The sequence below is a fragment of the Bacteroides sp. RTP31139st1_H2_RTP31139_211217 genome (assembly GCF_040227615.1).
GTDB lineage: Bacteria > Bacteroidota > Bacteroidia > Bacteroidales > Bacteroidaceae > Bacteroides > Bacteroides uniformis.
In genome coordinates, this window is the sequence record NZ_JBCNZM010000033.1 from 1 (window position 1) to 16,599 (window position 16,599).

Consider the following 16,599-nt stretch of genomic DNA (forward strand, 5'->3'; position numbering starts at 1 on the left):
CTGGGTAAAGAGGAAAGGACGGCTCTCTACAATTTTCTTTATTTGTGCAGCACTGTCAAAAGTCGTAGCAAGATAGGTTACATCAGGATAGACTTCCATCCATTTGTTCAGCTCCGGCATTTCACGGATACAAGGGCCACAGCCGGTATACCAGAAGTTCAAGACCATAGGACGGCCCACTACATCGGCATTACTCCACTCCTGTCCTTCTGTGTCTTTCACTTTGAATTCCGGAAAAGCCTTTCCTATCCATTCTTCCTTCTTCAAAGTCTGTACGGCACCGCCTATCGGCAACTTCTTCCCCGTTCCTCCACGGTAACTCATCAAGAAAGCTTCCGCACCAGGCACCTCGTCGGCAGGAGTAGCATATTCTCTCACCTCCTCAGACAGCACAATGCCCTTGCGCAAGCGGAGTTCCGTAACCTCGTGTCCCGCGCCGTCCTCATGTATTATGAAAGCCGCCACGTTGTCCGAACCCACACCAGGCGGCATGCCTTCGAAGAAAAGCCCGTCCGCCAAATAATATTTCTTACCGGCTGTCTGGGCAGAGCAAAGCCCTGCCCCCACAGCTACCAGAATCAGAAACAAAGAGAGAATTTTCCTTATCATAGTTGTTAGAGACTATTCACTTTTCAGTGTAATTGTAAGCTTGGGTTGCGCCTTCACTTTGCCGGTAGCCATGCCTATATACGAAGCAACCAATACAGCATCCTTAGAAGGTACAGAAAGGACAAAATTGCCATTGACATCGGTAACGCTTCCCGTAGTGGTACCTTCTATCAGAACAGCCGCACCGATAATAGGCTCACCCTGCTCATCCACCACTTTACCTTCCACTTTCATATTACCTTGAACGGAAGTCTTTTCTACAGCTTTAGTTTTTTTAGTAGTAATGTAAATCTCACCTTTTCCACCTGCCTCTTTCTTCACCTCAATACCCTCAATATTCTCGGCAGGTATTAAATCATCGATAGTTTTAGTACTCAAATCAACTTTTTCTCCATCAATATAGATAGTCTTTATTAAATCAAGACTACCGTTATGCTGTACTTTAGCGTTCTCTGTCACCTCATTATCCCGACGGATAACTATACCTGGAGTTCCTTGTTTCAGGGTTATCAAAAGAACACCATTCTTTCCCTTTTCTCCATATAATTCCGTGGCAGATTTATCTTTCAAAACCGTTACACGTTCTATCTTATCAGGATTCAATGCACTCATGACAGATGGCGTCACCTCTTTTCCATCCACAATATACAATGGTTCTTTCCCATTACCTGCATATCCTTCAACTGTAATACCATTGGCAGAAGACGTTTTTTCAAGTTTGTCGTTATCCAGCCTGAACATCACCGGAGCCGTATATTTCACTGCCACCGGCTGCCCCTTCTGTCTCCCTGGTTTCCACTTCGGCATACTACTTATCAAACGCAACGCTTCAGCATTCATATCCTTATCTACAGAACGGAGAAGCTTCGGCTCCTTGATACTACCATCTTTATCCACCACAAATTGGACAGTCACGCGTCCCTGCGTACCTTTCTCTTTGGCAGATGCCGGATAACGCATATTCGTCTTGATATAATCCATGAAAGCGCTCATTCCGCCGCCGGGAAATTCCGGCATCTCCTCTACCACCTCGAAGACCGGAGTTCCCTTCAACTGCTTGCGGACTTCCGTCGGTACATACTTCACATCGGTAGGCTTCGTAGTGTCACCTGCACTTTCTGCCACTTTTGTTTCTACAATTGCAGCCAAATCGTTAACTTTGACGCTTGAAATCTCCTCAACCTTATCGGAGACTTCGGGACGGGCAAAAGCTGTCACTGCAATGGCAGCTACCGGAAGTACATAAAGATACTTCAAACGTGCCCACGGACTTGATTTTTCTTTTAACATCATAGTGATACGTTTTTTAAGTTTACTGTGATTAAAGCTGTTGGCCATAGAGTAGAGCCTTGTGCCGACAGCTTTTTTTATTAATAATAGTTGATACTGTTTTGCATCCACACCCTCCTTTATCACCGTTTCATCCGCTTCAAACTCATGGATATTCTGCAATTCCTGCTTCAGGAGCCATGATGCCGGATTGAACCACTGAAAGAAAATGCAGACATCAGCCACCAGCAAGTCCCAGGAATGGCGGTTATGGATATGGGCAAGCTCGTGGATAAGGATTTCCCGTCCGTTCTCCTCCAAGTCTTTCCGTGAAATGACAATATATCCCATCCAACTGAACGGAGCGATGTCACAGTTGTGTACAATCAAAGTAACGCGCTCTTTCCTGCCCGGTAAGTAGCTGCCAATATCCTCTTTTTTACCCGATTTCAGCAACATCAGTAACCGTACCAACGAATATACGTTGCGGAAGGCAAAGAAAACGATTCCTGCCAGATAGACAAGCAGCGCCACTTGTATCCAGATGACTGTTGCCGTTTCAGCCCTTGCTCCGGCCTCAGTGGCATTCACTGCATCTGCCATCATCAGCAACTGCTCCAATGTCAGCATCGTCTGGTGCACTTCCGTCTCCTGCTTCACACTTACCTCTACCAAAGGCAATAGGCAGGACAACAGCAAAATGCCCAACAATGAAAAACGGTTGAAACGATGAAACGTCTCGCGTGCCAGCAACAAGCGATAAAACAAATAGAATATCGCCAGGCAAACAGAAGATTTGAGTATATAAACAAAAAACAGACCCATGGAATTATTTACTATTTAGGGATTTACGATTTACTATTTACTATTTACAGTTACTTGGTCAGTTCATTCCGTAGCATCTCCACTCCGGGAAATCCGGTTGCTTTGTAGGAAATATCTCCTTCACGGTTCACGACGAAATAGGTCGGGATACCCGGATATTCGTACAGCTTTGCCAATGCCGTACTTTGCTCATTGCTAATGCGACAGTGAATACCGGGTATATCCGGTATCATTACTTTCCATTTTCCTTCAGGAGATGTTTCGTCGACAATATATAGATAAACCACCTCTTTCAGCTCCTCTTTCAACGGTTTCAGGCTTTTCATGGCCCGCATACAAGGACCACACCAGGTGTTCCACATATCCACCAGTACCATCTTGCCACGATAAGGACGAGTAATGACCTGCAACAAACTGTCTGCCGCTACCTCCTTTTCCACCTCAACAATCTTATATCCGGTCTTTCCCTTAGTAGCTTCCAACTCTGATTTCAGTTCGGCTTCAATCCTCCCGTTTCTCATCAGGAACAATTGCCTGAGGTCGGGAGAAGCGATGCTGTCCACCGTCCGACGCTCTTCCTCAGTCAAAGGCATGTACTTGCTCAGATTACGGGAAGCACGCCCGGCAAGAAGCATGTCCGGCCAAAGAGGGTCTTGCACAAACTTATCCCGGAAATTTCCGGTAGCGGTCTTCACAAAGTCCGTATAATAATTGTAATATTTCTGTTCGGGGGTATGCAGAATATCCAGTTGCAGTATTTCCTTGAAGTATGAGGTACTGTCCACCGTCATGTCCGCCCTTTTCACCCCCTTCCTGCCCGAAAGCATCGGGGCATAACTAAGGTTACTCTTGTAATTATAGATAAGGCTGAACAGATTCATATCCAGATTTGCCCGAATATAAGTACGGCAAGCCTGGCTCATATCCTTGTTTTTTACAAGTTTCTTTTGCATATCTTCATAATGCCTGAACAGATACTTTTTATATGCCTGCGGAGTCATCCCACAAATATCTGCATAAAAATCATCAGCTCCCGATAAGCTTTTCATTTCACCGAACCGCAGCAACTCGGTATTCAGACCGGCATAGTCTCCTTCAAACCAAACACAGTTGTCCGTTACACCATCCCTTTTCCGGCTTAAAAGACGGCTTTGCGAATAGAATATTTCAGGCAGATTGATTGTGACATCCAGTTCTCCACCCGGAACGAGAAACAATTCTATTTTCGAACGGGATATCCACAGCGTAGCACCGCTCGGCAACAGCACCTCTGTCTCATAACGGAACGTGCCATCCTCCGCTATCTTCAAGTCCTTACCGGTGAAATACATGAAGAACCAAGGCGAGTCATAGTAGCGTAACGTCACTCCATACTCCGGTTTATACCCCAATATCTGCCCCTTTATGACAGTCTTTCCCATATTCAATTCCGGTCCGGGCAATGGCAAAACCTCATCCGGTTTCTTATTCCGCAAACGTTCGGGAATATCCACCCGAGGTTTCTCTCCGTTGAGCTGTATACCATAAATTACCCATCCTTCATCACTGTCCGGTGTCTCTACAAAATCAAAGCTCTCAGTATCCATCGGAAGCGGACTAAACTTCAAAACAGCAGTCATTTCACCGGAAGCGGGAATATGCGTCCATTCATCCCTGGCAAAACCGGTATTTCCCAAATATCCGTAATCCTTTCCGGATGCCCGCAACACAGCTGTCGAATCAATCCTGACCCTATCGCCCTGCATGCCATAAAGCCTCACCGCCAGCCAGGTCGTATCTTTTCCAAGCGTCACTTGCTCCACTTCAATGCTACGCGTATTGCATGCCATGAAATAGGGTACCTTTACGATTTTCTTTGCCTGCAATCCGCAGCAAATACTTACCAGCAGCAAACAAACCAATCCGATGTTTTTCATAAGCCAGAGTTATTAGAGTCTCAACAATCTCAGTCCCTTCCCTTTTCCACGTCTTGTATCAACTGCTTCAGTTCTTCCAGGGATATATCCTCTTCCTTCACCAGAGACGACACTGCGCTGAGATAGGAATTATTGAAATATTTGCTGATAACGTTCTTCAGTGTCCGCTTGCGAAAATCCTCCTCGCTGACCACCGCATAATACTGATACGTGTTGCCGTACGTATGATGGCTCAGGAATCCCTTATCCTCCAATCCTCTCACAATGGTGGACAAAGTATTGAAATGTGGTTTCGGCTCTTCATAGAATGCCAGCATTTCCTTCACAAACAAGGGTCCCTTTTCCCAGAAAAAGCCCATGATTTCTTCTTCTTTTGCAGTCAATCCTTTCATAACATTCTTTGTTTTCTGCAAATAACTAAATTATTTAGTTCAAAAACTAATTTCTCTCGTTAAATAAAACTAAAGCTTTTAGTTTATTCGGCAAACACCAGTCTCCAACCGTCTCCCGACAAGCAAAATACCTACTAATAGTGATTGCAGTTCTCGGATAAAAGCCGTTACTTTGCGCACGAATCAGAGAATTAAAAACAATAACATACAATGAATGAGCAACATAAGTACCGCTCCACGGACAAGATGAGCGACCTCATCTGTGACAATTACTCCTTATTAATGGTGATGAGCCGCTTCGGACTGTCATTAGGATTCGGAGACAAGAGCGTGAAGGACGTCTGCGAAGCACAAGGCGTCGATTGCCCTACATTCCTCGCCGTAGCCAACTTTATCAGCGAAGAACAATACTCTTACAGCGGCAATGAAAGTGATTTTTCCATTCCCGCCCTTATGGATTATCTGAAGCGTGCCCACACATATTTCCTCGACTTCAACCTGCCGGCCATCCGCCGCAAACTCATCGAAGCCATCGATTGTTCCAGTACAAACGATGTAGCCTACCTCATCCTGAAGTTCTTCGATGAATATGCCAAGGAAGTACGCCGCCACATGGAATATGAAAACCAGGCCGTATTCACCTATGTAGAGCAATTACTCCAAGGCAACCTATCGGACGAATACAACATCGCCACTTTTGCCAGCAAACATAATCAGATAGATACCAAACTGAAAGAGCTGAAGAACATCATCATCAAATACTACCCGGAAAAGGAGAACAACAATCTCCTGAATGCGGTCTTGTTCGATATATTCAACTGCGAACAAGACCTTGCCACCCACTGCCAGGTAGAAGATTATATGTTTGTTCCCGCCGTAGCGCAAATAGAAAGGAAACTGAAAAATGAACAATAATACTTCTTTGAAGATTGTCATTGCAGAAACTTCGGTCATCATCCGGAGTGGTCTGACGGCTGTTTTGAAGCGTATTCCCAACTTGAATGCACACCCTATTGAAGTTTCTTCTCCGGAATCGCTGCAAAACTACATTCACATGCATCCGGCAGACATTATCATCATCAACCCCACTTTCGGTGGCTGGTTCGACCTGCCCGCCTTCAAGGCAGAACACGGAAAATCCGGTATCAAGTACATTGCTATGGTATGCTCCGTCATCGACAACAACATATTGAAGGAATATGACGAGAACTTCGCCATGTGCGATGACGTAGATGTCATCGCCTCCAAAATCAACCACTTGCTACACACCGAGGAGGAAGAAGAAAAAGACAGCGAACAAGAAACCCTGAGCCAGCGCGAAAAGGAAATCATCACCTGCGTTGTGAAGGGCATGACCAACAAAGCCATCGCCGACAAACTCTACCTCTCCATCCATACTGTCATTACCCATCGCCGTAACATTGCACGCAAACTGCAGATACATTCTCCGGCAGGGCTCACCATCTACGCTATTGTCAACAAGCTGGTAGAATTGAGCGACATCAAGGACTCTCTATAAGATTCTTCCGGCAACCGTTTCCCTACCCGCTGCGGCCTATAGGGAAAAACCGGATGAATCCCTTGCAAAAGTATGCTCCTCCATACGGGAAAAGCCCTCTGCCTATTGATTAAGGTTTATCTTGTGCCTGAAGACAAAGCTCATCCCCTATGTCATCCCTCCCCATCCTATGACTCTTTATGCCCCACAAGTATCCTTATCCAACCTTACCCACAGTATCCGTCACGCCATACACAAATCCCCGCTTCACGATATCACATCGGGAAGCGGGGATCCTTTTATCTTCATAAAAGTGGTTACGTAATTATGACTAACTAATTCATTCAAATCTGATGTTGCAAAGATAAGGCATCGGCAGACAGTACGCAATCACTTAAATTAGGTATAATAAAACAAGTCAGTCATCATAAATAGGTAGAACCACCCACAAATCAGGCATTGGCATAGCTGTGCATTCCTCCAAGGATGTAGTTCACCCCGAAATAGGTCATCAGGACTGTCAGAAAGGCGGCAACCATATAGATATGGAAGAATAACGGACTGCGGAAAATGCGCAGGCTGCGCGCATGGAACGCCGCTCCATAAACCATAAAGGTAATCAGCGCCCATACTTCCTTCGGGTCCCAAGCCCAATAACGCCCCCAAGAAGCATTGGCCCAAACCGCACCCAGAAAAATGCCGGCTCCCAAAAAGAAAACGGCGGGATAAAGCAGCAATCGGCTGAGCAGCATCAACATCCGGGCTGAACGGCGAAGACACAATGCCAGTATGCCGTTCAGCATCATAAAGGCAAACAAAGCATAAGACATCATTATCAACGACACATGCGTACTGAGCCACGGAGAAACGAGCACGGGTATCAAGGGAGTGATTTGGGGATTCATCTGTCCCAAATAGGACACCAGTAAGGCAAAACCGGACAGCAAAAAACCGAAAGGCACCATAAACGGGAAGCGCCGCCGAAACAGACAAGCCAGGAACAGCGCACACAATGCCATGAACTGCATCGTTTCGTATCCATTACCCAACGGGATACGCCCGCCGATGTACCACCTCAGACCATACCCGAAGAGCTGAAAGAGAAACGCCGCATAAAGAGAAAACGGGAAAAAAGTATCTGCCAAACGCGAAGAGAAAGAGAGCGCTACAATCCTACCGGAAAAGTCTGACAATGCCGACGAACGGCGCAGGCCGCGATACAGCAGACGGAAGAAAGCCAGCATCCCCACCGTAAGGTTGAACATGAACAGCAATTTGCTGAAAGGAATACGGTTATACAGCAATTCGGCTTGTATTTTAGTATCGGAAACAGGCTCCACACTCCCGTCTTCCGGCAAAGGACGAATCAATGTACCATTTTGGAGCATCAAAATCAGTCCCACCTTTTCATCCGCCTCTACAATGGCCTTTTCCAGAGAAGTCATTTTCTGATGATGGTCTTGCTTCCCCTTCCAGAACTTCTGCAAGCGATACTTCTCACCGTCGAACAAATCAGCCAGACATGCATAAGGTGTCTCCAAATGAAGCAGGCGACGGAGTGCCTCGTTTTTGATATAAATCATCGGCTCATTCTGCCAAACCTCCGGACGCAGAAGCCATCCGCCAATCACCTGCTCCGGCGTCATGCCTCCATAAGACAATTTTCCCGTCAGTTTCAGTACAAAATCGCGCGCAAGGGTATTGAAAGGAACCACACGGTCATTATAAATCACCTGCTTACGGGCAAGACTATCCGCCTGCTTGCGTGCCAGTGCCGGAAGGCTTCTCTTCTGCGCATGTACCCCACTTCCCAGACACAGCAACAATAGGACAAACATTCCTCCCTTCTTCAACAACGGATGCCTCAGCAGCCTGCGGAACTCTCCACCCCGGCTGACCAGCATCCAGAGCATGGAGACACCTAACAAGAGGTATCCACTATAGGTAATCCCTATCCCCCACGGGTCATAATTCACTGTCAGCCAGCTCCCCTGCATATCCTCATCAAAGGAAGACTGATAAAAGCGGAGCCCCTGCCGTGAAAGAATACGGTTCATGGAGACGGGCGTCTCACCGTGAATATAGCTGATATAATCTGCAGGAGCATCCGTACCCGGATAGTACTCAATCCGGAAACTGTCCAGACGTAAGGTGAACGGTAACTCTACAACCTGCCTGCCGTCTTGTTCCAAAAAGCAGTTCACCTCACTGCCGACAGTAAGATGCACATATCCTTTCCGGCCACAAAGAAACGTAGTCATGGCTCCCGCCAAAATCACGAGGAAGGAGCCATGCAACAACAACGTCGGGAGACACCGCCACAACCGCTGTCTTACAAGCACAACAACAGTCATCGCAGCAAGGGCTCCCCACAAACAACAGAACCAAATAGTATGATAAACATGCTTTTCTACAAAATCCGTACTGTATGTCTGCTCTACAAACGTAGTTGCAGCAAGTAAGAGCAGCAAACAACCATAAACAGCTATGAGAAACTTTTTCAATTAAGAGCTATCAATTAAAAGTAAAAAATCAATATGGAGCAAACTCCTTGTTTTCTAAAGACTTGACTCCCATACATTCCATCTCTATCAGCCAACCCGGACGACATACGGGAGCATATACAAACACTCTCGGAGTATCCGGAAAACGCTCGTCATACATTCCTTTGACCACGGTATAGTCTGCAACATCCCGCAGATAAACAATCATCTGTCCTAAATCATCAAACGTACAGCCAGCCTCTTTCAACAAAGCCTCCACATTCTCCCACATACGTTCCGTCTGCTTGCGAATGTCTCCGGGATATACCACCTCACCTTTATTATTGATGCTCGCAGTACCCGAAATAAACACCTGGCGACGGTCGCCATAATCCACATACGTACCTCGCTCGAAACTCACACCGTATTCGTATGTGGGATTCAGATGTGTCGGTGCGTAAAGGTAGTGAATTTGTTCAGATTTCAAACCATCTACAGCATAAGTATCCATCTGAACCGTCACTTTTGGGTCGGCATGACGGCCACCGATACCGGTACTGGAAATATAATGAGTCTTCTCCGTCAAGTCCTGGGTAACAAACACCTCATTACGTGCCTTCACCACTCCGGCATAATTCACATCCACGTTCTGTACAAAGAACCAGGTACGTATGCAATTATCAGCCAGCTTGCAGCCCTGTTCCATCAGCTGCATCACATAGTCATTCAACAGCAGACGGGTCTGGTATTCCGAATTGGCTGCACGATTGAAAGAGCCGCCTCCCCAAAGGTGACGGTAGGCGCCATGTCTCACTTCGAACAATCCGTTATGAAGTACCTGTGTTTCCACACCTTTCTGCAGATAGACCCACAGTGCGATCTTTGTACCGTTCAACGGCGGCTGCTCTACCACGGAGAGTGCACAATCCGAACATTCTGCCGAAAGCGCCAGTAGCATATCTGCCTGATTGGCGGCGTCACTTAGAAAGTAGCGTTTAAAGATGGCAACAGCACCTTGTAGTTCACTTTCACGCAGTTGGCAGTAAGTGTCGACCACCGCATTCAGCTGTTCTTCATAAGTCGCTTCCGGTCTGGTGGCATGAATCATTACATGATATTCCGAAACACCCGCTTCTACCTCATATTTAAAGATTTCGGTTAAGGTATTCTCCGATTGATTAGTTTGTTGTTGTTTATCTTTCATATTAAATATCAATTAGTCGTTGTTGTTCAAAAAAGTACCGGTATTACCAGTAAGGCCCATCATTATTACGGCTGTGCACCATCGTCAATCCAGTTGCCAATCAAAGACTGCATATCAGATGAGGTTATCATCTGAGAATGGTCTATACGCCAATCCGAGCTGATGTCCGTACCCAATATGAGATGCAAGACACTTTCTGACGCATTGCCGGGCATAACCCTCATTTTACCGTCCACCGTCGTTGAAGCCCGGTTGACCAGATCAGCATGGCTATGTCCTTCCAGCAGATTCAAGCCACCACCCGGAGTGGTGCTAAGACCATGGCAAGCCGTACAAGTGGCATTGAATATTTTTTGTTGAATGGCATTGTACATACTTGCATCAACTGTTCCTGCATCCATAAGTATAGTATCAGCGATTTCAGTACATTCCATTGCCACCAAACTGACAATGCGCTTTCTCAACTTATTGATTACACATAGCTCGACAGTTGTCACCTCATCCGTTATGCCGGACATTGTCAACTGGATTTCATCATTATCCGATTCGGATACCGGAACAACCTTTGAAACAATGGCATAATCGCTTTCATCATCAAATCCTGCCACTACCACACTATAGTCGCCCGACCACTTATCCACACCACTAATCCGGCCTGTCATCTTCACTGTGCGTCCTTCACCCGTGGCCACTACGGCATTCTCATAAATTCTCCCCTCATCGCATGCATGCAGACCTATAAGAAGCACGGGCAGAAAAAAGAAAAGAATGTATTTTTTCATAGACGAATCCTTTCCTGACTTCATTTAGAATGTATATTGAAGCATCACCGTGGCAGAGTGAGTGGCCAGACCTAAATTATCATTATCACGGTCGAGCTGCGTGTCGTGTCCCCAACGGGCTACATACTGATACATTGCCTGCAATTTCAAGTTGCATCCTCTGAAAAAGTAATTCATACCTACAGCAGGCATATTCAGGAAACCGTCGTCATCCGTACCGTTACGATTGAAGATATCGTAGCGTGCGGCAAGCTGTAGGCGGGGAGCGACAAAGTAACCACCTTGCACATAACCGCCTAAAAAGCTATACGATTCATTTATCTTTTGCCGTTTGGTGAAACCTACATTCATATAATAAGCTTCAGCCGCCAGATAGAGCTTGTTCTTCAACATGGCAAATTCCAACCCCACACGGGTATCATTGGTACTCTCATTTTCACTCTCCACATTGATAGAACCCGAAAGACCGAATAATATCTTATCCTCGTTCAAACGGTTAGGATTACCTTGTGTGGAAGGCATCACCCCCTTGGGCATATAAGTCAGACGTCCGGCATACAGCAATGAAGGGATATGCCAGTCATCACTCATCGTCTTTGAAGCTGTATTCACGGAAGCTCCGGTTCCATTGAACAAGCCGACTTCATAACCGAACTTATCTGCCACCAGACCGTGAATTTCAACACCCAGGTCAAATCCCGTACCGATATTAGGCGTCACGGCATTCAACGAATAAGGCAAAATTACAGAAGACGTCAGAGAAACCGGCAACTGGGGAAGCAGTGTTTCGCCAAGAGTTGTCAGATAGGCATGCGAGAATGGAGTCTTGAACTTTCCGACACGAATCGCAAATTGTTTTTTCAGCTGTACATCAAACCACGCCTGCTGTAACAGCGCTCCTCCACTTGCAGCAGCATTGATGGACAGATTGAAAGCTACTTTTCCAAAAGCCTTGCCAGTAAAGCCAAGTACGGCATAAGGAATGGAAAAACCCGAATTGGCAATATTATCTTGGTTATAAGCCTTATCCAAGCCTTCATCATCATACCAATTGAAATTAGCACTCGTTTGTACCAACAGATAAGGCTTGAAAACAAAGTCACCTTTCTTTGTTTCAATGGTAAAACCTTCTCTTCCGGCCAATGACACTACACCATTCTCCGTATCTTCCTCATGTTGCGCCATAGCGGTCAAAGGCAAAACAGCCAGCATGGCGACATATAAAAATTTCTTCATAATTACTTTTTATATAAAGCTTATTAGTTCTAAAGTGAATTTAAAAATGCAATCAGGGCATCACGGTCATCCTTGCTCATGTTCTTAAAGAGATTTTTCGATGCTTCTCCCTCTCCCCCATGCCACATTATGGCTTCAACAAGATTGCGGGCACGGCCATCGTGCAAGAAGTAGGTATGTCCGTTTACCTTTTCCTGAAGCCCGATACCCCAAAGCGGAGTAGTGCGCCATTCATTGCCACGCGCCAACCCACTTACATAGTTATCATTCAGACCGACTCCCATAATTTCGGAGCCCATATCATGCAGCAAAAAATCCGAATAGGGGTGAATTGTCTGACTTCCCAACCATGGCAAACGGGTACCGTTCAACAGCACGGAGCCCCGAGGCTTGGTATGCAACGTGGTGACATGGCAAAGATGGCACTTGGCTTTATAGAAATTCTGTTCTCCCCTTATCACCTGCGGGTCATTCACATTACGCCGTGCAGGAACACCAAGACTCTGCATATACAAGTCAACATCTTCCATATCTTCTGTAGAAACATCCAACTGGGCATAAGAAAGCCCCATCATGCTGCCTTGATTCACCTGGGACTGCCCCTCGCATATCTCTTCCGGATAGCGGCTATTGGTAACACCCATATCACTTGAAAAACCAAGTTCAACAGTCAAATCCGCATGTTGAGCCTTATTTCCCGACAGCCCCAAGCTTCTCACACCACGTTCGGTAATGTAATTGCAACGGCCACTTATACCATACTCCGGATAATTACTTTTTGCAGCAAGCGCTTCAATCTCCGTAGGTTCCAAAGCCATCATTTGCCCCATACCGACATGTCTCAACGGGATACGCACCGTACAGAACATATCTTCAGGCTTTATACTGTCAGCATACCATTCGGATATGGAATAAACCGGTCTGCAAAGTTCATACTTCTCTCCGTCGGGAAAGGTAAAAGTCTCATAAGTATACTCCACAGAAAGCTTTCCCTCCGGTTTCACTCCATAAATTGCCTGGTCATGGAGAACACGACCATAATCCTGAAAAAACGCACCATTCTTGCGGCTTATATAAACCAGCATCGAGGAAAACCCGTAACTACCCGATCCACCTTCACTCCACAGCGTCGGTTTGGTACGGCCGGCATTACGATGACAACTGCCACAAGAATACCCCGCATAGACCGGGCCAAGACCACCTCCCATGCCATTGCTACTCGTACGCACATCATCGTAAAGCCCGTCACCATCATTAAAGCGACTGTTGTAAACACCCGACACCCAGTCTGCCGGTGAATCATAGGCCTTGGATGAATTCATGAAGATTGTGGACGTTCCGGCAGACAGAGCGTATCCTTCAGGAATCTCTATATCCAACACGTCAATCCCATCATCATCACAAGCAGTCAAACCTGCCGACAAACAAAGGAGAAGACATGAATATCTCATTAAACGATTCATCATCTTTATCTACTTTTTAATAATGGCATATCCAAACATGCCAAAGAAGTAAAGGCAGGATTCTCCAAATCCCCCCCTTTACTTCTTGAGTATTGTTTATAAATAATTCTTATTTAACTGTACGAGGCTTGCCATCCTTGAAAAGCAGGAATTCTAAAGTATGGAATCCGCGTACATTTTGGGCAGATTCAACTTTTGCATCATCATCACCCTCGCTCCATTCCAAATCGCCCCATTTCTGGGAATTCAGAATCTGGACAATGGCGTTCTGGTCCAAAGGCCAACTATCCATATTCGGGTCAAGCCCCAGCTCATCCACCGGCCCAAATAGGAACGCCTCACTTTCCTCCCAAGGTTCACGGGCTGTTATCCAAGCATTGCATGCCGTCTCAAAAGCACTGTTAGAGGGATTGTTGGCAAGAGCCACCACAGCGTCATACAGCGTACTATTCTTCTCCTTCAAATCCTTATAGGTAGGCAAAACCACAACATTGACATAATTTTCAACAATCGGGTCAAGTGCTTCATTGCTGTTAATGGTGCTATTGTCCCTGATATAAGGTTTCAACTCCTTATCCAATACACTTTCCAGTTCTTCACAAGCCTTGATAGCCGCTACCGTTTCCTGACTGTTGATATTATTACGGAAAGGTTGGGGAATAGCCTGAATAGCCGATGCTGCCGTAGTGATAGCTGCCGACACTTTCGTATCCAACTCCGCATTGGCTCCAGCCACCAATTTTGAAATTGACTTGTCGCTCACCTTACCGTCCAAAGAGCCGTAATAGGCATTGCGGATTGAGTAAATATTATTGGTATAATCATCACGGGAATGCCAGCTATACCATGACTCAACAGCATAGAGGGCCTCTGTAACATTGTTTGCCATATATTTATTATATGGATCACCAATCTTCGTCTCACCTACCTCATTGGAGATTTCAACACAACCGTCGATAACCTGCTCTATACAGTTCCAGGCACTTGAAAAGTTATAGGCACCATTATGAGCTTTGAAGGAAGTTGCAAAACTTGCCCCACCCTTATAACTCGTATTCCAAGAATCATAAAGATTGGTGGCATCTGCCTTCAACAAAGCCGCCACATTTCTCATGTAGTTGTGCCAACTTGCCGCATTCTCCGAGTTATACTCAATGTCAGCAGGATTAACTGTACTGTTGTCATCATCATCGCTACAAGCAGTAGCCGTAAATGCCAGCCCTAATACCAAAGCTGCCGCATAAAAGAAATTTTTCCTCATCTGTATAAAATTAATTGATTACTATTCATCTACTTCTTGACAAACCAACCGATATAGGCAATACCAATCGAAAACTCATTTTCACTATTATACTTGCCAGTTCCAAAAACCTTGTTTGTTCCGATTTGGCGGGTAGTGTAGTCAGCCTTTACCACCAGATTAGGCAAGGCATACCAATTCAATCCAGCAGTCCACATGCTTACCTGACAACGTTTCTCCATTATCTGGCTGGCCTCTCCCTTTTCTTGCGGATTATAATATTCATAACGTGCAAAGGGGTAGATAACCGGAACTTTCCTGTTTCCTTTGAAGAAAGCGCTGATATTCAAACCGGCCTCGGCTGCATAACTGACTACATTCTTTGCAATGGGGGTTATACGGCTGTAAGGAGATTTATTCGACAATTTGGTATTTGCCTCACTAAGCTTCGCTGAATTACCCAAATTTCCGTATACCATATTGGCACGGGCAACCACATATTTATTACGGTATTGGGCATCTGCCGTATAAATTCTTACCGGAATCTTACCGGTAGACGAATAAGTATCCGCTTTGTCAGAATTGGAACCGGCATCAGCGCAGTAATAGAACGAAGCACCTATACGCAACCCCGGAACCCCCTTATAGTCCAGACGAGCCACATAGCCCGGTGAAGTAAAGTTGTCTTCTTCAAAGATGCCTTGTTTGCCACTTGCTATCCAGGTGTTACGGTCAAAGCCATTGGCATTCAGACCGGCCACTATCATGGCCTGATAATCAAAGCTGGCATATCCTTTTCCAAAAGAACCAAAAAACTCGAGTCCGTTTTCATGCCACGTAGAAGGAAGGATGGTTGTCTCTCCTTCCGGCCGATAAGTTCCAAAGAAATTGATTGGTTCATGATGGGCGTTGGTCAATCCTACCGGGACAATGATGTGACCGGCACGTATGTTGAATTGTGGAACAATTAAACGGGTAATGTGGAATTGCTCGATAGCCACTTCGCCACCCTTTTCCACCTCCGTTTCATACTCACCGTTTTCCGTATTCTCAAGTTCATAAGCAGTACCCGTACCACCGGATTCAAACTCGATTTCAGCACCGAGTATCCATTTGGAATTGAACTTGTAATCCAGAGCCAACACGAAACGGGGTATAGAAATTGTATTCCTATGTTTGTCTGGATTGCCTTCAGGCGCACCATAGAAACGGTTAATACCATAATCCTTAAAACTTGCAACCATTTCTCCGTATCCACCGAAACGGAATTTCTTGTAGTTGTCGCCATCATTCGCTACTTTTTCCTTTTTCTCTTTGTCTGTTGAAATCTCCGTACTCTCTGCTGCAGAAGTAACTTTTTCAGGTTCAGCAGCCTGCAAAGCATTGGCAGAAAGCAAAAAACATAAAACGAATAAGCCAGTTAATTTTCTCATCTTTTATCTTAAATTTTGTTGGGAGCAAAGGTAGAGGTAGTTAAAAAGGAGAACAATACCTAAAAATTGCGAAAAGAAGAGAAAGAGTAACCATTAGTAGGTAATGGCAGATTTATAACAACAAATAAAGATGAAAAAGGAGGATAAATGGTAAAAGAACTATTAAAATGCTAATCCACGTAACGAGCACGATAAGCAGGGCCGTACCTTCCAGAATACGGTCAAGCACAGTGGGTTGGAAACGGACAT

At 45.6% G+C, this 16,599-nt stretch carries 13 protein-coding genes; 2 read left to right on the forward strand and 11 right to left on the reverse strand.

Annotated features, from left to right (window positions below):
* The 4 genes from ABUA47_RS07615 to ABUA47_RS07630 all read right to left on the reverse strand — a co-directional run.
* A partial coding sequence (locus ABUA47_RS07615) for a TlpA family protein disulfide reductase (RefSeq protein WP_349831504.1) occupies nt 1-609 on the reverse strand: 609 nt, incomplete at its 3' end.
* 12 nt (nt 610-621) lie between these two features.
* A complete protein-coding gene (locus ABUA47_RS07620; RefSeq protein ID WP_035450010.1) occupies nt 622-2,703 on the reverse strand; it encodes a M56 family metallopeptidase in 2,082 nt (693 codons plus the stop codon).
* 50 nt (nt 2,704-2,753) lie between these two features.
* The gene (locus ABUA47_RS07625; protein WP_005823784.1) at nt 2,754-4,619 is read right to left on the reverse strand and encodes a TlpA family protein disulfide reductase; all 1,866 of its coding nucleotides are present in this window, start codon (nt 4,617-4,619) and stop codon (nt 2,754-2,756) included.
* Between the two features lie 29 nt (nt 4,620-4,648).
* On the reverse strand, nt 4,649-5,011 hold the full coding sequence (locus ABUA47_RS07630) for a BlaI/MecI/CopY family transcriptional regulator (protein ID WP_005823785.1): 363 nt from the start codon (nt 5,009-5,011) through the stop codon (nt 4,649-4,651).
* A 210-nt stretch (nt 5,012-5,221) separates the two neighbouring features.
* Between ABUA47_RS07630 and ABUA47_RS07635 the strand changes: the two genes are divergently transcribed.
* Entirely contained in the window at nt 5,222-5,926 is a 705-nt protein-coding gene (locus ABUA47_RS07635; RefSeq protein ID WP_008665531.1) for a hemerythrin domain-containing protein, read from the forward strand.
* A complete protein-coding gene (locus tag ABUA47_RS07640; protein ID WP_005823789.1) occupies nt 5,916-6,530 on the forward strand; it encodes a response regulator transcription factor in 615 nt (204 codons plus the stop codon). The genes ABUA47_RS07635 and ABUA47_RS07640 overlap by 11 nt, the downstream gene beginning before the upstream one ends.
* A gap of 431 nt (nt 6,531-6,961) precedes the next feature.
* Here ABUA47_RS07640 and ccsA read toward each other — a convergent pair whose 3' ends face one another.
* From ccsA to ABUA47_RS07675, 7 genes are all read right to left on the reverse strand, one after another.
* Nucleotides 6,962-9,013: a cytochrome c biogenesis protein CcsA gene (gene ccsA, locus ABUA47_RS07645; protein WP_035450013.1), complete on the reverse strand. Its 2,052-nt coding sequence runs from the start codon at nt 9,011-9,013 to the stop codon at nt 6,962-6,964.
* 28 nt (nt 9,014-9,041) lie between these two features.
* Complete coding sequence (locus ABUA47_RS07650; RefSeq protein ID WP_009037107.1) at nt 9,042-10,196, reverse strand: Rid family hydrolase; 1,155 nt, start codon at nt 10,194-10,196, stop codon at nt 9,042-9,044.
* 65 nt (nt 10,197-10,261) lie between these two features.
* A complete protein-coding gene (locus tag ABUA47_RS07655) occupies nt 10,262-10,978 on the reverse strand; it encodes a hypothetical protein (RefSeq protein WP_009037108.1) in 717 nt (238 codons plus the stop codon).
* A gap of 24 nt (nt 10,979-11,002) precedes the next feature.
* Nucleotides 11,003-12,214, reverse strand: coding sequence for a porin (locus ABUA47_RS07660; protein ID WP_005823796.1), 1,212 nt, complete (start codon nt 12,212-12,214; stop codon nt 11,003-11,005).
* 29 nt (nt 12,215-12,243) lie between these two features.
* Nucleotides 12,244-13,677 (reverse strand): di-heme oxidoredictase family protein, encoded by a 1,434-nt coding sequence (locus tag ABUA47_RS07665; protein ID WP_117945587.1) that lies wholly within the window; start codon nt 13,675-13,677, stop codon nt 12,244-12,246.
* Nucleotides 13,678-13,786: 109 nt separating this feature from the next.
* Complete coding sequence (locus ABUA47_RS07670) at nt 13,787-14,938, reverse strand: imelysin family protein (protein WP_035450017.1); 1,152 nt, start codon at nt 14,936-14,938, stop codon at nt 13,787-13,789.
* A 29-nt stretch (nt 14,939-14,967) separates the two neighbouring features.
* Nucleotides 14,968-16,350 (reverse strand): hypothetical protein, encoded by a 1,383-nt coding sequence (locus ABUA47_RS07675; RefSeq protein WP_005823799.1) that lies wholly within the window; start codon nt 16,348-16,350, stop codon nt 14,968-14,970.
* Nucleotides 16,351-16,599: the final 249 nt, after the last annotated feature.

Coding starts and splice junctions, on each gene's coding strand:
- ABUA47_RS07620 (WP_035450010.1), bottom strand. CDS start 2,703: ATGGGTCTGTTTTTTGTTTATATACTCAAATCTTCTGTTTGCCTGGCG.
- ABUA47_RS07625 (WP_005823784.1), bottom strand. CDS start 4,619: ATGAAAAACATCGGATTGGTTTGTTTGCTGCTGGTAAGTATTTGCTGC.
- ABUA47_RS07630 (WP_005823785.1), bottom strand. CDS start 5,011: ATGAAAGGATTGACTGCAAAAGAAGAAGAAATCATGGGCTTTTTCTGG.
- ABUA47_RS07635 (WP_008665531.1), top strand. CDS start 5,222: ATGAATGAGCAACATAAGTACCGCTCCACGGACAAGATGAGCGACCTC.
- ABUA47_RS07640 (WP_005823789.1), top strand. CDS start 5,916: ATGAACAATAATACTTCTTTGAAGATTGTCATTGCAGAAACTTCGGTC.
- ABUA47_RS07650 (WP_009037107.1), bottom strand. CDS start 10,196: ATGAAAGATAAACAACAACAAACTAATCAATCGGAGAATACCTTAACC.
- ABUA47_RS07655 (WP_009037108.1), bottom strand. CDS start 10,978: ATGAAAAAATACATTCTTTTCTTTTTTCTGCCCGTGCTTCTTATAGGT.
- ABUA47_RS07660 (WP_005823796.1), bottom strand. CDS start 12,214: ATGAAGAAATTTTTATATGTCGCCATGCTGGCTGTTTTGCCTTTGACC.
- ABUA47_RS07665 (WP_117945587.1), bottom strand. CDS start 13,677: ATGAATCGTTTAATGAGATATTCATGTCTTCTCCTTTGTTTGTCGGCA.
- ABUA47_RS07670 (WP_035450017.1), bottom strand. CDS start 14,938: ATGAGGAAAAATTTCTTTTATGCGGCAGCTTTGGTATTAGGGCTGGCA.
- ABUA47_RS07675 (WP_005823799.1), bottom strand. CDS start 16,350: ATGAGAAAATTAACTGGCTTATTCGTTTTATGTTTTTTGCTTTCTGCC.